At 36.4% G+C, this 21,432-nt stretch carries 24 protein-coding genes and 1 riboswitch; of the genes, 15 read left to right on the plus strand and 9 right to left on the minus strand.

Going from position 1 to position 21,432, the window contains the following annotated elements; genetic code table 11:
- Positions 1-43: 43 nt before the first annotated feature.
- Together GQR59_RS07545 and GQR59_RS07550 are read right to left on the minus strand one after the other, a co-directional pair.
- On the minus strand, positions 44-784 hold the full coding sequence (locus GQR59_RS07545; RefSeq protein ID WP_160061374.1) for a UDP-2,3-diacylglucosamine diphosphatase: 741 nt from the start codon (positions 782-784) through the stop codon (positions 44-46).
- Positions 785-789: 5 nt separating this feature from the next.
- The gene (locus GQR59_RS07550; protein WP_025563144.1) at positions 790-1,284 is read right to left on the minus strand and encodes a peptidylprolyl isomerase; all 495 of its coding nucleotides are present in this window, start codon (positions 1,282-1,284) and stop codon (positions 790-792) included.
- A 286-nt stretch (positions 1,285-1,570) separates the two neighbouring features.
- Here GQR59_RS07550 and cysS point away from each other — a divergent pair, with 286 nt between their 5' ends.
- Complete coding sequence (gene cysS / locus GQR59_RS07555; protein ID WP_160061375.1) at positions 1,571-2,968, plus strand: cysteine--tRNA ligase; 1,398 nt, start codon at positions 1,571-1,573, stop codon at positions 2,966-2,968.
- Between the two features lie 181 nt (positions 2,969-3,149).
- Here cysS and GQR59_RS07560 read toward each other — a convergent pair whose 3' ends face one another.
- From GQR59_RS07560 to GQR59_RS07585, 6 genes are all read right to left on the minus strand, one after another.
- Positions 3,150-3,329, minus strand: a complete 180-nt coding sequence (locus tag GQR59_RS07560; protein WP_160061376.1) for a DUF2496 domain-containing protein — start codon at positions 3,327-3,329, stop codon at positions 3,150-3,152.
- Positions 3,322-3,885 carry a primosomal replication protein PriC gene (gene priC, locus GQR59_RS07565; RefSeq protein ID WP_160061377.1) on the minus strand — a complete coding sequence of 188 codons (564 nt, stop codon included), beginning with the start codon at positions 3,883-3,885 and terminating at the stop codon, positions 3,322-3,324. Before priC ends, GQR59_RS07560 begins: the two co-directional genes overlap by 8 nt.
- Positions 3,870-4,652 (minus strand): TSUP family transporter, encoded by a 783-nt coding sequence (locus tag GQR59_RS07570; protein WP_160061378.1) that lies wholly within the window; start codon positions 4,650-4,652, stop codon positions 3,870-3,872. Before GQR59_RS07570 ends, priC begins: the two co-directional genes overlap by 16 nt.
- A gap of 1 nt (position 4,653) precedes the next feature.
- Positions 4,654-6,711, minus strand: a complete 2,058-nt coding sequence (gene dinG / locus GQR59_RS07575) for an ATP-dependent DNA helicase DinG (RefSeq protein WP_160061379.1) — start codon at positions 6,709-6,711, stop codon at positions 4,654-4,656.
- 162 nt (positions 6,712-6,873) lie between these two features.
- A complete protein-coding gene (gene narL, locus GQR59_RS07580; protein ID WP_160061380.1) occupies positions 6,874-7,509 on the minus strand; it encodes a two-component system response regulator NarL in 636 nt (211 codons plus the stop codon).
- A 107-nt stretch (positions 7,510-7,616) separates the two neighbouring features.
- Complete coding sequence (locus GQR59_RS07585) at positions 7,617-9,161, minus strand: histidine kinase (RefSeq protein ID WP_236546685.1); 1,545 nt, start codon at positions 9,159-9,161, stop codon at positions 7,617-7,619.
- A 222-nt stretch (positions 9,162-9,383) separates the two neighbouring features.
- Positions 9,384-9,534: riboswitch (molybdenum cofactor riboswitch) on the plus strand.
- On the opposite strand from GQR59_RS07585, the gene moaA reads away from it, so the two are divergent.
- The 14 genes from moaA (at position 9,525) to modC (ending at position 20,500) form a co-directional block, all read left to right on the plus strand.
- A complete protein-coding gene (gene moaA / locus GQR59_RS07590) occupies positions 9,525-10,502 on the plus strand; it encodes a GTP 3',8-cyclase MoaA (RefSeq protein WP_160061382.1) in 978 nt (325 codons plus the stop codon). It overlaps the preceding riboswitch by 10 nt.
- A gap of 167 nt (positions 10,503-10,669) precedes the next feature.
- Complete coding sequence (gene napF / locus GQR59_RS07595) at positions 10,670-11,146, plus strand: ferredoxin-type protein NapF (protein WP_160061383.1); 477 nt, start codon at positions 10,670-10,672, stop codon at positions 11,144-11,146.
- Positions 11,147-11,181: 35 nt separating this feature from the next.
- Entirely contained in the window at positions 11,182-11,457 is a 276-nt protein-coding gene (locus tag GQR59_RS07600; RefSeq protein WP_160061384.1) for a chaperone NapD, read from the plus strand.
- The gene (gene napA / locus GQR59_RS07605; RefSeq protein ID WP_160061385.1) at positions 11,454-13,949 is read left to right on the plus strand and encodes a nitrate reductase catalytic subunit NapA; all 2,496 of its coding nucleotides are present in this window, start codon (positions 11,454-11,456) and stop codon (positions 13,947-13,949) included. Before GQR59_RS07600 ends, napA begins: the two co-directional genes overlap by 4 nt.
- Before the next feature lie 118 nt (positions 13,950-14,067).
- Positions 14,068-14,535: a nitrate reductase cytochrome c-type subunit gene (locus GQR59_RS07610; RefSeq protein ID WP_160061386.1), complete on the plus strand. Its 468-nt coding sequence runs from the start codon at positions 14,068-14,070 to the stop codon at positions 14,533-14,535.
- A 15-nt stretch (positions 14,536-14,550) separates the two neighbouring features.
- Positions 14,551-15,129, plus strand: coding sequence for a NapC/NirT family cytochrome c (locus tag GQR59_RS07615; protein WP_025563132.1), 579 nt, complete (start codon positions 14,551-14,553; stop codon positions 15,127-15,129).
- Between the two features lie 232 nt (positions 15,130-15,361).
- Positions 15,362-15,973, plus strand: coding sequence for a molybdenum cofactor guanylyltransferase (locus tag GQR59_RS07620; RefSeq protein ID WP_160061387.1), 612 nt, complete (start codon positions 15,362-15,364; stop codon positions 15,971-15,973).
- Between the two features lie 48 nt (positions 15,974-16,021).
- Entirely contained in the window at positions 16,022-16,540 is a 519-nt protein-coding gene (gene moaB, locus GQR59_RS07625; protein ID WP_160061388.1) for a molybdenum cofactor biosynthesis protein B, read from the plus strand.
- The gene (moaC, locus tag GQR59_RS07630; RefSeq protein ID WP_160061389.1) at positions 16,540-17,022 is read left to right on the plus strand and encodes a cyclic pyranopterin monophosphate synthase MoaC; all 483 of its coding nucleotides are present in this window, start codon (positions 16,540-16,542) and stop codon (positions 17,020-17,022) included. Before moaB ends, moaC begins: the two co-directional genes overlap by 1 nt.
- A 9-nt stretch (positions 17,023-17,031) precedes the next feature.
- On the plus strand, positions 17,032-17,280 hold the full coding sequence (locus GQR59_RS07635) for a MoaD/ThiS family protein (RefSeq protein ID WP_160061390.1): 249 nt from the start codon (positions 17,032-17,034) through the stop codon (positions 17,278-17,280).
- Complete coding sequence (moaE, locus tag GQR59_RS07640; RefSeq protein WP_160061391.1) at positions 17,281-17,733, plus strand: molybdopterin synthase catalytic subunit MoaE; 453 nt, start codon at positions 17,281-17,283, stop codon at positions 17,731-17,733.
- 289 nt (positions 17,734-18,022) lie between these two features.
- Positions 18,023-18,742 (plus strand): molybdate ABC transporter substrate-binding protein, encoded by a 720-nt coding sequence (gene modA, locus GQR59_RS07645; protein WP_160061392.1) that lies wholly within the window; start codon positions 18,023-18,025, stop codon positions 18,740-18,742.
- A complete protein-coding gene (gene modB / locus GQR59_RS07650) occupies positions 18,742-19,428 on the plus strand; it encodes a molybdate ABC transporter permease subunit (protein WP_160061393.1) in 687 nt (228 codons plus the stop codon). The genes modA and modB overlap by 1 nt, the downstream gene beginning before the upstream one ends.
- A complete protein-coding gene (gene modC, locus GQR59_RS07655) occupies positions 19,421-20,500 on the plus strand; it encodes a molybdenum ABC transporter ATP-binding protein (protein WP_160061394.1) in 1,080 nt (359 codons plus the stop codon). Before modB ends, modC begins: the two co-directional genes overlap by 8 nt.
- 53 nt (positions 20,501-20,553) lie before the next feature.
- On the opposite strand, the gene GQR59_RS07660 is transcribed toward modC, so the two are convergent.
- Entirely contained in the window at positions 20,554-21,432 is an 879-nt protein-coding gene (locus tag GQR59_RS07660) for a U32 family peptidase (RefSeq protein ID WP_160061395.1), read from the minus strand.

Below are 21,432 nucleotides of genomic sequence, written 5' to 3' on the forward strand. Positions count from 1 at the left end.
CAGCATTAGTAATGAGCTATTCAAGATAAAATTATTCAATCTTTTATTGTTGATAATAATCTATCGGTAGAATTACTAACCCGACTCCCTCAGAATTCGCATCAACAAAACTTAAATTTGTATACCAATCGCCTACATCAAAACGCTGTCCTGCTTGTTCATTGACGGTAAAGTCATGGACAAAAGCTTGATGGGTATGACCGTGTATTAAACGTTGTACTCCATGAAACTCCATTAAGCGAGTAACTTCTTGCTCTGTTACCCCCATCATATTAGTATTTTTATACACTTTTTTAGATTGACTGGCCGTGCGAATTTTCCATCCAATACGTTTACGCAACTTTAACGGTAAACAGTTAAATATAAATTGTAATATGGGATTATGAATCACTTTGCGCATACGTTGATAGTTTTTATCGAACAAACAAAGCGTGTCGCCGTGCATAATTAATGTTTTTGTACCGTACAAATCTATTTCAGTGTGTTCAGGTAACAATGTCATTGAAGCTTGTTTTGCATAATGCTTACCGATCATAAAATCACGGTTACCGTGTATATAGAATATCTTCGCATTATTCTTTTTAGCAAAACTAGTGAGCTTTTGCGCAACTTCATCCATCAAAGGTGTATGTTCATCATCTCCGATCCATACCTCAAACATATCACCTAAAATATAAAGTGTTTCTGCATTGGTTGCTTCTTTTTCGAGAAAAGCAAAAAGGGCATCGGTTATATGACGATGATTCTCGCTGAGATGTAAATCTGCAATGAATAAAGTGCGCATAATAACTACGCTACTGTAACGCTAGTGATAACAACATCATCTAGTGGCACATCTTGATGTACGTAATGTGCGTTACCTGTTGCAACACCTTTGATTTTATCTACTACATCTTCGCCTGCGGTTACTTTAGCAAATACACAGTAACCCCATCCATCAGTCGTTTCTGATTTAAAATCTAAGAATTTGTTATCGCCAACATTGATGAAAAATTGTGCTGAAGCTGAATGTGGTTCCATCGTACGAGCCATTGCAACAGAATACTTCACATTTGATAAACCGTTATTTGCTTCATTTTTAATTGGTTTTTGGCTATCTTTTTCTTCCATACCTGGTGCAAAACCGCCACCTTGAACCATGAAACCATCGATGACACGGTGGAAAATGGTATTGTCGTAATGGCCACTTGTTGCATATTTAATAAAGTTAGCAACCGTTTTAGGTGCTTTTTCTTCGTTCATTTCTAATGTGATGTCGCCAAAATTTGTATGTAAAGTAATCATTATAAAATCCTATCCTAAAAAGAGCCTTATTGTACCTTAATACCAATGAAATTAAAAAGATGGTCAATCCTACCTGTTAAAATTAATCGTAATTGAGTGATGATTTTTCAAGGGAAATCGTTAACTTTTGTCTTTCATACTTGGTTAATATTAATTTTGTAGCATAATAGTTGAGCAGTTGATGCTTTCATTTTATTTAAGCTGTTAATTCACAAATACAAAGCGTGAATTTGTTACTTTAGCAGGTTAGAATAAACCTTTTTACAGTAATCGCATTGGATGGAAAATGTTAAAAATATATAACACACTAACCCGTAGTAAAGAACAATTTAAACCCCTTGTTGAAGGCAAAGTGGGGATGTATGTGTGTGGTGTTACCATTTACGATTATTGTCATATAGGTCATGGCCGTACGTTTGTCGCTTTTGATACCGTTGCGCGTTATTTACGCTTCAGTGGATACGATTTAAATTTCATTCGTAATATCACCGATGTTGATGACAAAATAATAAAACGTGCAAATGAAAATGGTGAAACTTGCGACCAATTAACCGCTCGATTTACTGATGCAATGCATGCCGATTTTGATGCATTAAATATGATCAGACCAGATATTGAACCTCGTGTAACTGACCATATGCCTGAAGTCATAGAAATGGTAGAAGCATTGATTGCTAAAAATCATGCGTATGTTGCTGAATCGGGCGATGTACTTTTCTCTGTTTCATCTTTTCCTGAATATGGTCAATTAAGCGGACAAAATCTAGAAATGCTACAAGCTGGATCTCGTGTTGAAGTAGAAGACAGTAAACACGATCCGCTTGATTTTGTTTTATGGAAAATGGCTAAACCTGGTGAACCAGCGTGGTCATCTCCATGGGGAGAAGGGCGTCCTGGTTGGCATATAGAATGTTCTGCAATGAATAAAAAACACTTAGGTGAAGTCTTTGATATTCATGGTGGCGGTTCGGACTTAAGCTTCCCACATCATGAAAATGAAATTGCACAGTCATGTTGTGCACATCACGGTCAATACGTTAATACTTGGATGCATTCAGGTATGGTACAAGTCGATAAAGTTAAAATGTCTAAATCTCTTAATAACTTTTTTACGATTAAAGATGTATTAGATGTGTATGACAGTGAATCAGTGCGTTATTTCTTAATCTCTGGTCATTACCGTAGCCAATTAAATTACTCTGAAGATAATTTAAAGCAAGCTAGAGCAAGCCTAGAGCGTCTGTACACTGCAATACGCGATGTTGATGTTACTGACATTACAACGTCAGATGAGACCGTTAAAGAGAGTAAGTTTTATCAAGGTTTTGTTAAAGCAATGGACGATGACTTTAATACACCTGAAGCATTGGCTGTATTGTTTGACCTTGCTAAAGAGCTTAACCGAGTTAAATCTAACGACGCAGACAAAGCAATACAGTTAGCAAGTATGTTAGTTAAATTTGCTAACGTACTGGGATTATTAACACAAAACCCCGATCAATTTTTGCAAGGTGATAGTGGCTCAGACGATCAAGCAGCTGAAATAGAAGCGTTAATCGTTCAACGTAATACAGCAAGGGCCAATAAAGATTGGGCTAGTGCAGATGATGCACGTGATAAATTAGCGGCGTTAAATGTAGTACTTGAAGATGGTGCTAACGGCACAACTTGGCGTAAAGTTTAAGCTTCAGCTTGAACCTGCCTAGGACACTACCAATTAAGTCCTTGCAATAAGTGACTGTAATAACGGTAAGCCTATAAAAAAGGAGAACAATAGTTCTCCTTTTTACTTTTACTTTTACTTTTAGTTTTAGCTTTAGCTTTTAATTTCTAATGACTACTTTCTAAGTCTCGCTTTAAACGTTTCATTTATTCTGAATAGTTCGCTTATTTTTAAAGTCTGCTAATACAATTTCCAATGCTTGAATCGTTGTTTCTAGTGGTAATTCATTTTCTTCCAGTAGTTGTATTAAATCTACTGCTAGTTTTATTTCATTAGGAGCAGCTTCTAAGCCACTTAATGTTTCTTGTTGGGTATTAGTCATTATCTAATGCTTCCATTTTAAACTCTAAGGATTGTGTAAACTCATTACATTTTTGATAACGTTCTTTGAGTACGCCCACTCTGGTTTTATGTATTTCTTTGTGTGCACTCGTTGCATCTCGATAAAGGGTATTTTCTTCATCTATCATGGCTAACAACCTTTTTTCATATTGGTATTGGCGTTGTAACTGTTGGTATACTTTTTCTTGCTGTGTGGAGTAGCGTTTATACAATCCCTCTGCTTTACCTGCATCTAATTGATTAACAATATTTAATAAAGCTGAAAACTGATTAATGAACTTTTCACATTCATAGTTGATAATAGTATTACCCATCTCTTTGGTAATAACATGTGTTAAATGTTCAAAAGTGGTTTGGATTTGTTGACAGTAACCAGACAAGGTTAAACTACTCGCATTGAATAAATGTACTTCAAAACGAAATGACTTATTTTCTGATAAAGTGATTTTATTATCCCATTCCCGACAACGTGAACTCAGCGTTTCCAGTTGTTCAAACAAAGCGTTTAAATGTTTTAAGTCTATTGACTGAACCATGCATTATATCCAAGGTTAATAGCCATTATTAACACAATAATAATGAACAATGGGCGAATAAATTTAGCACCGAAATAGATAGCTGAATGCGCGCCAATAAAAGCACCTAACATCAAACAGGCACCCATGGTTAAACCGATAAACCAATTGACTTGACCAAAGTAGATGAAAATTAACAGTGAAACAAAATTACTGGTAAAGTTCATCGCTTTCGCAATACCACTGGATAACAAAATATTCAAACGGTACAAGCGCATATTAGAAATAACCCAAAATGCACCAGTACCTGGGCCTGATATGCCATCATAAAAACCTAAAACAAACCCTTGGATTCGTTGTTTAATTCTCAGTAAAGTATTTTGCTCGGGTAGTACTGAATTATCAATTTCTTTGACTCGACTAAATAAAGTATAAATAGCAGCCGTTAGAATAACCAAAGGTAGAAATTTATTAAGAAATGCCGTTGAAATATAATTAACTAAAATTGTGCCACATAATGCGCCAATAAAAGTACTATAAAAACATTGTTTCCAAAATGCGGGATCAAATAATTTTTTCCTAAAATAAGTGAAAGCAGCGGTGCCTGATGCAAAGCTTGCAGATAGTTTATTTGTGCCTAGGGTTAAGTGTGGCGGTAAACCAACACTTAATAAAGTAGGAACGGTTAGCATGCCACCACCGCCTACAACGGCATCAATGAATCCTGCTGCTAGCCCTACTAATGCTAATAGCATCCAACTACTTGGATCTAATGCAAACTCAGTCATTTTATTTCTCTACGTTTAAAGCAAAAGGAGGAAGCGCATCAATTAAACTTTTGCCATATCGTTTGGTAATAACTCGCTTATCTAAAATAGTAATTTTTCCTGTATCTTCTTCTTTACGAATTAATCGACCGCAAGACTGTATTAATTTTTTACTGGCCTCTGGGATAGTTATTTGCATAAAGGGATTACCTCCTTTTGAGGTTATCCATTCTGCGTGTGCTTCTTCGACGGGTGAGTCTGGGACAGCAAAGGGCAATTTAGTAATCATTAGGTTGGTTAGGTAATGGCCAGGAAGATCTAAACCTTCAGCTAAACTACCTGTACCAAATAAGATACTGGTTAATCCTTGATCACAGTTCTTTTTATGCGTTGTGATCATTTTAGTACGGGATGTTTCACCTTGTACTAACAAAGACGTTGGAAACTTTCGACGTAACTTGTCAGCGGCTAAGTTCATTTGCCAATAAGAAGCAAATAACACTAAATTACCGGCTTTGTCTTCCACACGTTGGGCAATATTATCGATTAATTCATTATCGAACCCTTTCTCTGTTGGGTCGTACTTCATTTTCGCCACATTTAATGAGATAGCAGGGTAGTCAAATGGCGACTTTAAGCGTAAGTATTGAGTGCCATCATTGTTTTTTAAACCGGCTTGACGCATAAAGTAATCAAAACTGTTTAATGAGGTTAACGTTGCAGAGCATAAAATAACGCCAGCGGCTTGTGACCAGAGCATATATTCTAATAAACCACCCACTTCTAATGGGCTAGCACAGAGTGTAAATCCATCATTTTCGTTATTTATCCATGCAGCAATAGGCGCTTGATTTGTTGCGCGGTCTTTTAATAACATTTTCCATAATGCAGCCAGATTTTCTAAGCGTTGAATATAAAACCCAGTTTCAATTAAAATGGGTTCAGCATCTGATAACTTAATGCTAGCATCTTTTAATTCTTCAGACGTAATATTAGATAACTTATTAACCGCACTTAAACATTTCTTAGTTTCTTCTTTTAAACTAATTAACGCATTAACAATTGGTTGTGGTACTTCACCCATCGAAAAACGGTATTGGTTTGATTTATTGTAATTAGGAGGATTATTCCTAAAGTATAACTCGATACTTTTTAAGTCATTAACCATTTCGTTAGCACTTTCTAGCATATTAATACCTGGCGTGATGGTCGTTTGACGGTGTACTACGCGATTAACATGGGTGCTAACTTGTTTAATTTTTTTCAGCCAATCCTGACTGGTTTTAATATTGACATTAGCACTTGAAAAATCACGTGAAATTTTTGGTAAATGATGTGCTTCGTCTAATACGTAAAAACAAGCATCTGGATCGGGTAAAATAACGCCGCCACCTAATTCTAAATCCGCTAACAATAAAGCATGGTTAACCACAATAACGTCTGCTTTGTTGATGTTATCTCGAGCGCGATGAAAAGGGCATTGTCGGTGATTTGCTAATGCTTTTTTACAACTGTGTTTATCTGAAATGATTTGTTGCCAAATACGTCGAGGAATAGGTGTAGGCCAACTATCTTGATCGCCATTCCATTTTCCATCTAAATAAGCATTTTTTAATTTAGCTAATAATTCACTATCACCGATTTGTGGTTTTTCAGTAAAAAGTAGCGTTTGTTCAGGATCGTTAGCTTGTAGGTTTAGTAATTTATGTTCACAACAATAACGTTGCCTGCCTTTTGCGAGCGTAAAGGTAAATTTATAATCGCTATGCTGAAGAAAGAAAGGAAGTTCTTTACTAATTAGCTGTTCTTGTAATGTAACGGTAGCCGTTGAAATAACAAGTTTTTTATTGAGTCGTAATGCGACAGGTAAACCCGCTAATATATAAGCCAAAGACTTACCGATACCTGTTCCAGCTTCCGCGACTAAAATTCGACGTGACTTATCATAGTTACCCGCTAATACTTTTGCTATTTCGGCAACTAAATAGTTTTGAGCTTTACGCGCTTTAAATTGCGGTAATGCTTGAGTTATAAGCTCATAATTAGTGCGAATTTCTTTTTTTAGTGAGTCTGAAAGCATAAATTTTTTGTGTTCTCGGTGCATTAACAAGCAGAGTAGTAAACTAACAAAAGCAAAAAACCTTTATTTCGGAAGTTTACCAAAATAAAGGTTATTTATCTGCGACAATATCGCTATATGTTATTTCATAAAACAGATTTACTGTTTCATGTTGAGCATTTATTACTTAGGTTGTTCTAAGAATAAAACGGCCGCTTCAACACGAGACTTAATCGCTAATTTTTTAAGTAAGCTTTTAACATGTACTTTTACAGTGCCTTCTGAAATATTGAGATTTTCAGAAATTTCTTTGTTGCTTAACCCGCGTGAAATTTCTTCCATAATTTGGTTTTCACGACGCGTTAATGTGGCTATTTTTTCTCTGATATTATTTTCTTGATCCAAACAGTCTAGGTACTGTGTTAGGCCTTCACTTACCACTAATTTACCTTGCTGAATACGGTGCAAGCTTTCAAGTAAAATTTCAGGATCGGTATCTTTTAATAAATAACCGTCCGCGCCTTGATTAACTAAGGAAATAACATCTTGTTTCGCATCAGATACAGTTAAGATAACAATTTTACTAGTAATACCATCATTACGTAACGCTTTAAGCGTTTCTAAACCGGAAACGGCTTTCATGTTTAAATCTAATAACACCATGTCTGGATGTTGCTTCTTCACCATACTGACAGCTTCAATGCCATTGGTTGCTTCATCGATAACAACAAAGTTCGGATCAATACTTAATAGTTGTGTAATGCCTTTACGCATAAGGGGATGGTCATCAACAACAATAACGGTAGATACATTGCTCATTTGTGATTCCTTTACTGGGTGATAGTTAAATTACATATACTGCTTAGTATTAATGTAAATTAAAAGTAATAATAAAAGTGAAATATAAATGATTTTTTGGTAAAAAGCTAAATTTCAAATATAAGTTTGATTTCTGTACCAATGGGTAAGTTTTTGATTTCTAATACACCATTAAGTTCATTTGCGCGTTGATTCATAATTTCTATGCCATAGTGATTCTCTTTACCAGGCTTTTCTTCTATTCCTACGCCATCATCGCAAATAGTAATGATAACTTTTTGTGTGATAAGTTTTTGGTCTATAACCACACAATTAACAACAATATTGTCACAATTTGCATGTTTCATCGCATTTATTATGGCTTCTCTTATTATTTGTAACAAATGTATGTGTTGATTAGCATGAGTTTGGAAATTAGATTCAAACAAACCCAACTGAATTTTTGCCGTCGTTTGCTTTTGTAACTGAGATATCATAATTAATACCGCTTCTTTAAAATCAGATACGCTAATATTTAATCTAAAAGTAGATAATAAAGAACGAAGCTGTACATAAGCATCTGTGACGGCTTCTTTAATATTACTAACTGAACTTTTAATTTGTTCACTGTCTGTATTTGAATCGATTTGACGATTTAAAACAGTGCATTGAATTTTAAGAAAAGACAGTGCTTGTGCAATAGAGTCATGAAGTTCACGAGCAATAACCCCACGTTCATCCATCAATAATAACTTCTGTTCTTGTAAACTATATTCTTCTTGATATAAAGCGCGAGCAAGCAAACTACTAAAGCTAACAATAATCGAGGTATTTTCATCTGTTGATACCGTTTGAATATAATTTAAATAACCATAAGGTTCGCCATTGATAATGATAGGGATACGTTTACAATTTTTATCATCAGTTGCACAGCCATAATCACTGTCTATCTGGACGCCATTAACTAACTCTAAACACAACTTGGTTAAAGTAGTCTGTTTTGCTAAAGCATTTAATGCTTCTATGATAATAGGGTGTGTTAATTTAACCGTACTTAATTTTTGGGAAATATTGAATAGAAATTGAATGCTTTCATTGGCACTTTCTAATTCTGTTTTTTTATCAAATACTTTCTTTTGCATTGCAGCAATTAAAGATTCAAGTTCGGCTGACATGCTTTTTAAACCAGTGGACAATACTCCAATTTCATTACTATGATCTAAAAACTCAACATTAAAATGGTGGTTAGAAATTGAACTGACATTGTCTTCTAGTTGGTTTAATGGCGTAACAATATAGCGCCTACAATAAACTAATAAAAATAATGAGATAAGTAATATAAACAAAAATACAACTATTTCAGAAATGAAGATAACTGAAGCTTCTTTCTCTAATAAAATATTATATTGTTGAACTGCTAACATAATATTACCAACTAATAGTGCCAGTTTTGCAGATAACTGTTGGTCAGAAAGTTCTGGAAATTTTTCTTGAAGGGTTAACAACTCAAATTTCAAGTCTGTATTTGCTGTATAGATATGGCTAACATCAAAGAATTTATTTTCTAATAATTTATTAGCAAGAGTAGGAGAAAATTTATTAAATGAAACAACAATAGCCTCTCTATCAAGCTTCTTTGCATTGATAAAACTTTGAGCTTCATTTTTAAGCACAACTAAGTTTTTAATTGCCTCTCTATTAATATTTTGACTATGAGTTGTGGTCAGAAAAATAAAGATATGAGACCCTGATATTATCAATATCAGTAAAGCGATTGTTGTAATCACCTTAGTAATAGAAAGTGAATGAAATAGTAGATTAATTTTCATAAATAGTTAAGAATAATGATTAACATGTTGATTGAGTTTCCTTTAAAAGGAGGTTTAAGTCATTTATATTTAATTTAGCTCCGAGCATATATCGCTAACTTTAACATATTATTTTAAATATGCGATGTATGCCGCTTAACTTACAACTAGTTAAGAAGGGTAAACCTAGAAATGGGTTTGCCTCCCGTGTTTGGAAAGGAACTGACCATGCAATTAATAGATAAGTATCATCGAAAATTTGAATACTTACGTTTATCAATTACTGATGAATGTAACTTCAAATGTAATTATTGTTTACCAGATGGCTACCAACGTACTCATCAAAAACAATTTCTATCACAAAATGAAATACAAAACCTCATTAATGCTTTTGCGGAACTAGGCACAAGTAAAGTAAGAATTACAGGAGGAGAACCAAGTTTACGAAAAGATTTTCCCAATATCATCGAGCAGATAGCCACTACTGACGGTATTAAAAAGGTAGTCACTACAACCAATGGGTTTAATTTAAGTAAACATGCAGAGCATTGGTTTGAAGCTGGATTAAGCGCTATTAACGTGAGCATCGATAGCCTAGATGCTAATACTTTTAACCTTATAACCGGTAAAAATATTTTTCACAAAGTAATGGAAGGTGTCGATGCCTGTATTAGCGCTGGTTTTGAACAAGTCAAAGTGAATAGTGTATTAATGAAAGGGTTAAATGATAATGACCTGAGTACATTTTTAGCCTGGATAAAACAACAACCAATACAACTCCGATTTATTGAGTTAATGCAGACAGACGATAATGCCGAGTTTTTTAATCGTTATCATTTATCAGGTCAAAGCATTAAAGATGTATTGTTAAGTCAACAATGGGTTCAAAAAAAACGTCATGCCAATGATGGCCCTGCAGAGGTGTTTTCCCATCCTGATTATTTAGGTGAAATTGGTTTAATCATGCCTTATAGTAAAGATTTCTGTGATAATTGTAATCGATTACGCGTTTCTGCTGTTGGACGATTACACCTTTGTTTATTTGGGGAAGATGGTGTTGATCTTCGTCATTTGTTACAAAATAGTGCGGATAAAGTTGAATTAAAATCAACCATTTTAGCCGCTTTAAAAGAAAAAAAATCCTCTCATTTTCTTGATTTAGGCTTAACTGGCGGTACCCCTCACTTAGCATCTATTGGCGGTTAGTTACTCATTTGCTTATAAATTCTCCGCTTTTGCGGAGGATGTCTAAAAACCTCATAAATTCTGTTGATCCAAATCAAGCAACATTCAATCAGCCTCACTTCTAAAAATAGTTCTGCTACAGTTACACTTATCTTATTTTACATTAATTTAACATTTATTTTATACCTATGGTTGATATACAAAAACGTAATTTATTTCGTCGAAAATCTGAGCTTATCATTAATAATTTAATGCCTTGGATTGATGATAAACAACAATTTTTAGATAACTGCACTCAATGTAAAAGCTGCATAACAAATTGCCCTGAAAATATTATTGTTAAAGGAGATGGCGGTTTTCCTGTGATTGATTTTTCATTGGGAGAGTGCACCTTTTGTGGCAAATGTGCTGAAAGTTGTCAGGAAGATGTTTTTGTAGCAACAACTCAGCAAGCTTGGCATAAAAAAGCAGTGATAAGTCATGCCTGTTTAGCATTTGAGAATGTTTATTGCAGAAGTTGCGGGGAAAGCTGCCCGGCGGAAGCGTTAAGTTTTCAAATTGGCATTAATGCCGTTCCAGAAATAAATTTAGATAAATGTAATGGTTGTGGAGCCTGCTTTTCACCTTGTCCAACCAGTGCAATTAGCATTGAGGAAAATAGATGAGAAAAGTAGGTGAAGAAAGTCGATAAGGAAAGTAGATGAGAACAGATGAATTACACATATCGAGCTTAATTGTACATGTGAGGCCTGAAAAAATATTGGATCTTAAAGCTTGTATCCAAGAGTCACCACAAGCGGAGTTGGTAACAGTCACTGAAAAAGGCAAAGCCATAGTGGTGATAGAAGCTGCAAACCAACGAGAAATAATGAAGTGTATTGACAATATTAATGACATAGACGGCGTTGTACATACGAGTCTTGTTTACCATGAGTTTGAACAATCTACGCAAAACAACAGCGAGGAAGGACAATGAAATTTACTAGACGTGAGTTTATGAAAGCACAAGCAGTGGCGGCTGCTGCAACGGCTGCAGGTATTGCATTACCTGTTTCTGCGAGCAATATCATTGCCAGTAAAGATGCCACTAAAATTAAATGGGACAAAGCGCCTTGTCGTTTTTGTGGTACAGGTTGTGGTGTTTTAGTCGGAACACAAAATGGTAAAGTGGTTGCTACACAGGGAGACCCTGAAGCACCAGTGAATAGAGGCTTGAACTGTGTAAAAGGCTATTTCCTTTCTAAAATAATGTACGGTAAAGATCGTTTAACTACACCATTACTACGTATGACCAATGGTGTATATGATAAAGAAGGTGAGTTTGAACCAATCTCTTGGGATGCTGCTTTTGAGATCATGGCTGAAAAATTTAAAGACGCTTTAAAAAAGAAAGGGCCAACGTCAGTAGGTATGTTTGGTTCGGGTCAATGGACCGTAATGGAAGGTTATGCAGCGAGTAAATTATTAAAAGCAGGTTTTCGTAGTAATAATTTAGATCCTAATGCACGTCATTGCATGGCGTCTGCCGTAGGTGGGTTTATGCGTACCTTTGGTATTGATGAGCCAATGGGTTGTTATGATGATCTTGAAAATGCCGATGCCTTTGTATTATGGGGATCAAATATGGCGGAGATGCACCCGATTCTATGGTCGCGTTTAACTGATCGTCGTTTAAGCAACCCTGATGTGAGTGTGCATGTGTTGTCTACTTATACGCATCGTTCTTTTGAACTTGCAGATAACGGCATGATATTTACGCCTCAAACTGATTTAGCAATCCTGAATTTTATTGCAAATTATATTATTCAAAATGATGCAGTCGATAAAGACTTCATTAAAAAGCATATTAACTTCCGTAAAGGGACAACAGATATTGGTTATGGCTTACGTCCAACTAACCCATTACAAGCGGCGGCTAAAAATCCAGATTCTGGCGCATCTACGCCAATGTCATTTGAAGAGTTTGCTGATTATGTCTCTGAGTTTGATGTTGAGTATGCTGAGAAAATGTCAGGAGTATCAGCTGATAAATTAATTAGACTGGCAAAAATATACGCCGATCCAAACATCAAAGTAACGTCATACTGGACGATGGGTTTTAACCAACATACTCGTGGTGTATGGGCTAACAACTTAATGTACAACGTGCATTTATTAACAGGCAAAATATCGAAACCTGGGTCTGGTCCATTTTCTCTAACGGGTCAACCGTCTGCCTGTGGTACTGCTCGTGAAGTGGGTACGTTCTCGCACCGTTTACCGGCTGATTTAGTTGTTAATAATCCTAAGCATCGTGCTATAGCAGAAAAAATATGGAAATTACCAGAAGGGACTATTCCTGCAAAACCTGGATACCATGCTGTGTTACAAAACCGCATGTTAAAAGATGGCAAATTGAATGCTTACTGGGTGATGTGTAATAACAATGTACAAGCAGCTGCCAATATTAATGAAGAAGTTATACCGGGCTACAGAAATCCAGAAAACTTCATCGTGGTCTCTGACCCTTATCCAACGGTAACAGCACAACTAGGTGACCTTATTTTACCGACCGCAATGTGGGTTGAAAAAGAGGGGGCTTACGGTAATGCCGAACGTCGTACACAAGTATGGCATCAACAAGTTAAAGCCCCTGAAGGCGCGCAGTCTGACTTATGGCAAATGATGGAGTTTGCAAAACGCTTCAAGATTGAAGAGGTTTGGAGCGAAGACTTGATCGCTAAAATGCCAGAAGTGAAAGGCAAAACCATGTACGACGTACTGTATCGAAATGGTCATGTTGATGCGTTTAGCTTAGATGAAATTAAAGATGATCAATTAAATGATGATGCACGTCATTTTGGCTTTTACGTTCACAAAGGTTTATTCGAAGAGTATGCAAGTTTTGGTCGAGGTCATGGTCATGATCTAGCACCTTATGATAGATATCACGAAGAACGTGGCTTACGTTGGCCTGTAGTGGATGGTAAAGAAACACAATGGCGTTTCAGAGAAGGTTCTGACCCTTATGTAGAAAAAGGAACAGGTTATCAGTTTTATGGGCATGCTGATAAAAAAGCGGTTATTTTTGCTTTACCTTATGAGCCACCAGCTGAGTCGCCAGACGAAGAATATAACCTATGGTTAAGCACTGGGCGTGTACTTGAGCATTGGCATTCAGGTTCTATGACTCGACGTGTACCTGAACTGTATAAAGCTTTTCCAGATGCAGTGGTGTTTATGCATCCAGATGATGCTCAGCAACGTGGTTTGCGCCGCGGTGATGAAATTGTAATGGCTTCAAGACGTGGAGAATTAACCTCTCGTGTTGAAACTCGTGGACGTAATCGTCCACCTAAAGGTTTAGTGTTTATGCCTTGGTTTGATGCAAAACAGTTAACAAACAAGATAACGCTTGATGCAACTGATCCGCTATCAAAACAAACTGATTATAAAAAATGTGCCGTTAAAATCACAAAAAAAGCCTAATTAAATGCGGCATTTGTAATGTCGCTTAATTAAACGATTCAGCACTTATTTAAATTTAGCGCACTTTGTTATAGCTGATAACTTATTCATATCAGTTGTAACAAAATGGAGAAAGAGTATGAAAAAAATATTAACAGCGATTTTCACTGCATCTATCATCGCATTTTCTTCACCTACTGTGTTTAGCGCAGAGGAGATTGTTTTGACTAATAATGGCGGCGTACCTTCATTACGTGGTTTAGTCGAAATTTCAGATGTAAATAAAGCAGAAGCTTTAAAAAAAGTACCCCGTGAGCAGCATTTGATTGATCGAAACTATGTGCAACAACCACCATTAATTCCTCACTCCATTCGAGGTTATCAGGTCAATTTGAACGCCAACAAATGTTTGTCATGCCACAGTTTTAAAAATGCCGGTGCAATGGGCGCAACTAAAGTGAGCGTCACACATTTTATTACTCGTGAAGGTACAACATTGTCAGATGTGTCACCTCGTCGTTACTTCTGCTTACAGTGTCACGTAACACAAGCAGATGCTAAACCGTTAGTAGATAATTCATTTACCCCGGTTGATTCATTACGCTAAGCAGGAGCACAAAATATGCTTAAACTATTAAAGCGTTTATGGGTGATTATGAAGTCACCTTCAACAGCCTCGTTTGGCTTTATTCTAGTGATCGGGTTTTTAGGTGGGATCATCTTTTGGGGTGGATTTAATACCGGGATGGAAGCGACTAATACAGAAGCGTTTTGTTCAGGTTGTCATGCACCTATCGTAAAAGAAATTCGTGAAACGATTCACTATTCTAATCGGTCAGGAGTACGTGCTATTTGTTCTGATTGTCATGTACCACATAAATGGACTGATAAAATTGTACGTAAAGTACAAGCATCAAAAGAGTTGTTCGCATTTGCAATGGGGACAATCGATACTGATGAGAAATTTAAAGCACGCCGCGCCCATTTAGCAAATCGTGAATGGCAACGAATGAAAGAAAATAATTCACAAGAATGTCGTAATTGTCATCAATTTGAATATATGGACTTCAGTGAACAAGGTAAACGTAGTGTAAGCCAGCATTCAACAGCGCTTGCCTCTGGAGATAAAACCTGCGTAGATTGCCACAAAGGAATTGCACATCAACTACCTGATATGAAAGGTATTGAAGGCTGGCAGTAAAGTATGTTTTTAAAGTAATGGTTTGTTAATCTTATTAAAATAATGACTATCATTATTTACATTTTCAATAAACTGCGTACTAAAATAATAAAAAAGGGGCTAATCGCTCCTTTTTTATTGTATAAAGCTAACTAAACTGGCAAATTAATCACACTATTTACATCAACTTTTGCAGTTTAAAAGAAAGAGTTGATATTAATTCATTGAATTTTAAAAGTAATAAGGTGAGCATGTGAAAATTGCAGGCGTTGTTTTAGCAGGTGGACAGTCCTTACGGATGGGGCAAGATAAAGCGATGCTAACTATTGAGCAACGTACCTTATTAGAGCGAAGTGTTAACTTATTACAAAATGTCGGATTTGAAGATTGCTTCGTGAGTGGGCATTATGATGATTTTGATTGTATTATTGATCAACAAGCTGGTTTAGGACCTATTGCAGGGATCGAAGCTTGTGCTAAGCAACTTTATCGTCATTACGATGCAATATTTATTATCCCTGTTGATATGCCATTATTAGCGATACAAGATTGTCGTAATTTATTGCAGTATTTTCTTACCTTGAATACGACAAATGATAAATTAACTATACCGCCAGGTGTTTACTATCAACAAACAACCTTTCCAATGTTACTAACATTAAACGAGCCATTGCTAGATTATTTAGCAGAGGTTGTCACTACAACACATAAAAAACATCGTTCTTTATATCGTTTGCTTGAAACACTTAATATAAAAGGGTTTAATCAAAAAGAAACTGATGCATTTAGATTTGAAAATACCAATACGCCCGAACAATGGCAACACTGTTTATCGATGTTACGGGTGATGAAACAATCAAAGTAAAAAAGACAAATAAAACCGGTACTTTAGAACCAGATCAAAAGGATTAATATGAGTCATTTATCAACCCAAGAATTTACTGCTGCCAATATTGCAGTGTTAACTGTTTCCGATACACGTAATGAAACGACTGATACATCAGGTGGATATTTAGTTGAAGCATTAACCACTGCTGGCCATCAATTAGTCGACAAGCAAATTGTTATTGATGACCCTTATAAAATTCGAGCTGTCGTTTCACAGTGGATTGCAGATGAAAAAATTGAAGTTGTATTAATCACTGGTGGAACTGGTTTTACAGCCCGTGATACAACACCTGAAGCCGTGTCTGTGTTATTTGATAAACAAGTAGAAGGATTTGGCGAATTATTCCGTGCGGTTTCTTATCAAGAAATTGGATCTTCAACGATCCAAAGTCGTGCATTAGCAGGTTTTGCTAATAACACTGTGATCTTTTGTATGCCTGGTTCGACTGGTGCTTGTAAAACAGCTTGGACTAAAATAATTGAAGAGCAAATCAACGCTCAACATAAGCCATGCAACTTTATGCCGCACCTAGGAGCTAAATAATGTCTGCTACTTTTACCCATATTAACCAAGATGGCAAAGCTAATATGGTGGATGTAACAGCAAAAGAAGTGACGGTCCGTCAAGCTATTGCTGAAGCCTATGTCGATATGTCAGCAGAAACCTTAGCGTTAATTGTTAATGGTCAACATCATAAAGGTGACGTATTTGCCACTGCTCGCATTGCAGGTATCATGGCCGCTAAAAAAACATCAGACATTATTCCATTATGTCACCCTCTGGCATTAACAAAAGTCGAAGTAAATATCACCGCAGAAACAGAAAACAATAGAGTGCGTATTGAAAGTCTTTGTAAGTTGTCGGGGAAGACGGGCGTCGAGATGGAAGCCTTAACCGCGGCATCGGTCGCTGCATTAACTATTTATGATATGTGTAAAGCGATTCAAAAAGACATGGTGATTTCTTCAGTTAAGCTGCTAGAAAAAACAGGTGGAAAATCAGGTCACTTCAAAGCAGTTGAATAAGGTTATTAAATGATTAAAGTACTTTTTTTTGCAAAACTGAGTGAACAACTCGGTTGTCGAGAACTACAGGTTGAAGTGACTGCTGCTGAAGATACCGATCAACTATTTAAATACTTGATCGGACACAAAGCTGAATGGAGCAATATTTTAACGTCACAGCTTTGTTTGAAAGCCGTTAATCAAGCAATGGTTAACGATAATGTGTTATTAAAAGACGGTGACGAAGTTGCTTATTTCCCACCTGTAACAGGCGGATAAATGATCAGTGTTCAAGAACAAGATTTTAATCAGCAAGAAGAATACGACCGCTTAAAATGTAAAACATCAATTGGAGCGATTGTGACCTTTACAGGCTTAGTTCGTGATGTGAACAATGGTCAAAGTGTCAGTGATTTATCGTTAGAGCATTATCCTGGTATGACTGAAAAGTGCTTAGTCGATATTGTGGAACAAGCAAAACGACGTTGGAATATTATTGAATCGACGGTGATTCATCGTGTAGGACAATTAACTATTTCAGATCAAATTGTATTTGTTGGTATTGCCAGCCAACATCGTGGTGATGCGTTTGCTGCTTGTGAATTCATAATGGACTACTTAAAAACACAAGCGCCATTTTGGAAGAAAGAGACCATGGCGGATGGTCAAACTCAGTGGGTAGATGCTCGCGAAGTCGACCAAGATGCGTTGTCTAAATGGGTTGAGAAGTAAAAAAGTATACTACTTAAATCTAACATTAAGTTGATGACTTGGTGGTGCGCTCTAGTGGTGTCGCTTAGTGGTGCTTTTTAGTTGCACTTTTTAGTGGCGCCGCTTAGTTTTTTCGTCTATTTGGTGTTATGAGGTATTTTCATTCTACGGTATTATTGACAGTATTATTGTTGCACTAGCGGTGTAGTATTGGTTTTATGTCTTTGATTATATTTACATTAAAACATAGTTTTCTTTATCTCTTTATTTCAACCGTTTTTAGGCATTGCCATGAAGGTTATTAGTATTAATGAATAAATACCTCTGTATTATTATTTTTATGTTCACTGGTTTAGTGAGTCTGCAAAGTCATGCGGCTTTAAATGTTGCAGTCGCTAGCAACTTTAAATTACAGGCATTAGATATTGGACAACAATTTTCCGATAAATACGCTATCGACGTTAATATCTCTAGCGCCTCAACAGGCACGTTGTACCAACAAATATTACGTGGCGCTCCCTTTGATCTATTTTTATCGGCAGATCAAAAGCATGTCGATTTATTAAAAGCAGAAAGTAAAACAACACAACAAGATTTTGTTTATGCACAAGGTCGTTTAGTATATTGGCAACCCAACGCTTCAAGTAACCCAACAATTGAGGATTTCATGGCGTATAAAGGGAGACTTGCCATTGCCAATCCTAAGTTCGCTCCTTATGGTATTGCCGCACAACAATCTCTGGAATTTACACATAAATGGCAATCTCTGCAGTACATACAAGGTAATAACATCAATCAAGCCTATCAATTTGTAGAGTCTAAAAATGTTACAGCAGGGTTAGTATCGTATGCCGCAGTACTGCAAAAAAATCAGACGCATTATTTACTAATACCCACTGCATGGCATCAGCCATTAATACAATCAGGTATCGTGCTTAATGATAAAAAGTTAAAAGAAGCGAATTTATTTCGTGATTTTTTACTGTCCACTGAAGTACAACAACAGATTAAATCTCAGGGTTATAATTAATGCTAACCTCGGGAGATTACCAGGCTATTTGGCTAACCCTTAAGTTAGCGAGTTTGACTACGTTATTACTGATGATCATTGCTCCTCCTTTGGCGTGGTGGTTAGCGCGTAGCCAAACAAAAATACGTCCGCTAATAGAATCGCTTGTGGCCTTACCTTTAGTGTTACCACCGACTGTTTTAGGCTTTTACTTATTAATCGCTTTTTCTCCTGAGCACTTTTTAGGCCAATGGTGGTTGAGTTTCAACGACACTTCATTGGCATTTTCATTTACCGGTTTAGTGATTGCTTCAGTGATCTATTCATTACCCTTTGTTGTCCAACCTTTACAAAGTGCTTTTGTGCATTTAGACAAAAGCTATTTAGAAGTCAGTGCAACACTTGGCTATGGAAAGTATGAACGGTTATACAAAATAATATTTCCAATGTTATTACCTAGTTTTATTATTGCTGGTGCATTAGGTTTTGCACATACCATTGGCGAATTTGGTGTGGTGTTGATGATTGGCGGTAACATTCCTGGGGAGACCCAAGTGTTATCTATTCTTTTGTTTGATCATGTTGAATCTCTGCAATACAGTTCAGCGCATCAACTCTCTTTTATATTATTGGCCTTTTCAATCTCCTTGCTGGTGGTGATATATGGCTTCCTGCAAAAGCGTCAACAGCGGGTGTTAAATGCTTAAATTTAATATTCAAAAATCCTTTAAAGGGCAAGACAAACACAGTAAAAAATTACACTTTAAAGGTGAAGTTGACTTATCGGGAGTATGTACGATCTTTGGTGATTCTGGCGCAGGTAAAACGACGTTTTTACGTTGTTTAATCGGATTAGAAAGCTGCACGGGTAATATTACCTTTCAAGGGCAACAGTGGTTAGGATCTGATGCTAATAACAAAGTCCATACGTTAGCAGTAGAAGATCGAAATATCGGTGTTGTATTTCAAGAACCCAGGTTATTCCCGCATTTAAATGTGCAACAAAACTTAGAATTGGCAGTACGCAAAGCAAAAAGTTGTACTTTTACCATTAACCATTTAGCAGAAAAGTTAGGCTTTACAGATCTTTTATCACATCAAACAACACAATTATCAGGAGGTCAAAAACAACGTATTGCTATTGCTCGTGCGTTATTGACTAATCCACAACTATTAGTAATGGATGAACCTCTTTCGTCGTTAGATGTTAATAGTAAACAACTATTGTTACTGTTTTTAAAACAGATAAGCGAACAAATACCTATCCTTTATATAACCCATTCAGAACATGAGCTGTTTTATCTTAGTAAACAGATGTTGTTGGTTAATGATGGCGAAGTTGAAGCGATCGGTGAGCCACAGAAGCTATTTTTAGATAGTCATCTATCGTTGATAAAGTTTGCGCAACAAGGCTTAATTTTAACGGTATTAGTGAAAGAATATGATCAACAAGAAGCGTTGATAAAAGGGTGCTTAGACGGTCAAACATTGTATGTTTCCGCAGAACAAGCACCTACCACATCGCAAATACAAGTGAAAATAAACAGTCGCGATGTGATTGTTGCGCTCCAGCCTATTGAAGGTAGTTCGTTATTAAACTGCTTATTAGCACAAATAGTCGACTATTCACAGGACAACCAAAAAGCAGTGGTCTTAACCTTAAAAGTACAATCACAATGTATTTATGCTTACATTACATTGCGTTCATTCAATAAACTTAAACTCACTGTTGGAAGTCGTGTTTATGCCCATGTTAAAACCATGAGCATTATTAATTAACGAATAATTTTGCTTACCAATATTTTGCCAATGTTCTGCCAATTAAATTAGTACTAACCTTGCAAAGAAAGGCCTGCAATTTGATGCCAATAACCATTACATTGTAAATTATTGTGCTTAACATATTGCTCTACACCTAATATACGTTGTTTGAATTGTTGTAATGTCGTTAAGCTGTCAATTGAACTTGGGCTAACACGCGCCACATCCACTAAACCTCTCATACTTTCAATGTCATTGAGTAAGTTGTAACAATAACCAGATTGGGTTTGTATGCCATTAAGTACAAATACTTGTTGGCCTTCTTGAGTGCTAGTGGCTCTTCCCTGTGGGTATTTGATACAGCATAGTTCACAATCATCTTTGGCTTTATTTTCAGACCTTGCGGTAAAACAACGCGCGGAATAGGCTAAGGGCAAATGCCCATGTGCAAAAACTTCGACTTCGAATTGACCTCGTATGCCCATTTTTTCGGCATCAGTTAATGCTTTCTCTAGCCAGTCGCGAGAAAGTTCAACGGGCATCACCCAACGGTGCATACCTTGATTTACAAATAACTTAAGCGTGTGCGCGTTATAACAATTAATAGCAGGGCCACAAACAAAAGGTACTTTCTTTTCTGATAATAGTTGAATACCGCCAATATCATTGGCTTCTACGGACATCTCTCCATTTTCACAAAGTTGTTTTAATACTTTGATTTCTGATGGTGCTTCTAATAAGGCCATGCTCGACAAAACGATCTCTTTGCCTTGGTGATTGAGCTCTTTAGCTAAATTTATCCAATCACGCGCTTTCAATTCCCGGCGTTTACTACAGACCGTTTCGCCTAAATAAATAATATCAGCATCGCTACTCATCGCTTGTTGATAAAAGTCTTCGGTTGTTTGTTTTGGCCAATAATATAACAAAGGCCCTAATGATAATTTCAT

The organism is Psychromonas sp. L1A2 (assembly GCF_009828855.1).
Taxonomy (GTDB): domain Bacteria; phylum Pseudomonadota; class Gammaproteobacteria; order Enterobacterales; family Psychromonadaceae; genus Psychromonas.

Coding starts and splice junctions, on each gene's coding strand:
- modA (WP_160061392.1), top strand. CDS start 18,023: ATGAATAAATACCTCTGTATTATTATTTTTATGTTCACTGGTTTAGTG.
- GQR59_RS07660 (WP_160061395.1), bottom strand. CDS start 21,432: ATGAAATTATCATTAGGGCCTTTGTTATATTATTGGCCAAAACAAACA.
- moaC (WP_160061389.1), top strand. CDS start 16,540: ATGTCTGCTACTTTTACCCATATTAACCAAGATGGCAAAGCTAATATG.
- priC (WP_160061377.1), bottom strand. CDS start 3,885: ATGGTTCAGTCAATAGACTTAAAACATTTAAACGCTTTGTTTGAACAA.
- dinG (WP_160061379.1), bottom strand. CDS start 6,711: ATGCTTTCAGACTCACTAAAAAAAGAAATTCGCACTAATTATGAGCTT.
- GQR59_RS07545 (WP_160061374.1), bottom strand. CDS start 784: ATGCGCACTTTATTCATTGCAGATTTACATCTCAGCGAGAATCATCGT.
- moaA (WP_160061382.1), top strand. CDS start 9,525: ATGCAATTAATAGATAAGTATCATCGAAAATTTGAATACTTACGTTTA.
- GQR59_RS07550 (WP_025563144.1), bottom strand. CDS start 1,284: ATGATTACTTTACATACAAATTTTGGCGACATCACATTAGAAATGAAC.
- narL (WP_160061380.1), bottom strand. CDS start 7,509: ATGAGCAATGTATCTACCGTTATTGTTGTTGATGACCATCCCCTTATG.
- modB (WP_160061393.1), top strand. CDS start 18,742: ATGCTAACCTCGGGAGATTACCAGGCTATTTGGCTAACCCTTAAGTTA.
- moaE (WP_160061391.1), top strand. CDS start 17,281: ATGATCAGTGTTCAAGAACAAGATTTTAATCAGCAAGAAGAATACGAC.
- napA (WP_160061385.1), top strand. CDS start 11,454: ATGAAATTTACTAGACGTGAGTTTATGAAAGCACAAGCAGTGGCGGCT.
- GQR59_RS07570 (WP_160061378.1), bottom strand. CDS start 4,652: ATGACTGAGTTTGCATTAGATCCAAGTAGTTGGATGCTATTAGCATTA.
- napF (WP_160061383.1), top strand. CDS start 10,670: ATGGTTGATATACAAAAACGTAATTTATTTCGTCGAAAATCTGAGCTT.
- GQR59_RS07560 (WP_160061376.1), bottom strand. CDS start 3,329: ATGACTAATACCCAACAAGAAACATTAAGTGGCTTAGAAGCTGCTCCT.
- GQR59_RS07600 (WP_160061384.1), top strand. CDS start 11,182: ATGAGAACAGATGAATTACACATATCGAGCTTAATTGTACATGTGAGG.
- GQR59_RS07615 (WP_025563132.1), top strand. CDS start 14,551: ATGCTTAAACTATTAAAGCGTTTATGGGTGATTATGAAGTCACCTTCA.
- moaB (WP_160061388.1), top strand. CDS start 16,022: ATGAGTCATTTATCAACCCAAGAATTTACTGCTGCCAATATTGCAGTG.
- modC (WP_160061394.1), top strand. CDS start 19,421: ATGCTTAAATTTAATATTCAAAAATCCTTTAAAGGGCAAGACAAACAC.
- GQR59_RS07635 (WP_160061390.1), top strand. CDS start 17,032: ATGATTAAAGTACTTTTTTTTGCAAAACTGAGTGAACAACTCGGTTGT.
- GQR59_RS07610 (WP_160061386.1), top strand. CDS start 14,068: ATGAAAAAAATATTAACAGCGATTTTCACTGCATCTATCATCGCATTT.
- cysS (WP_160061375.1), top strand. CDS start 1,571: ATGTTAAAAATATATAACACACTAACCCGTAGTAAAGAACAATTTAAA.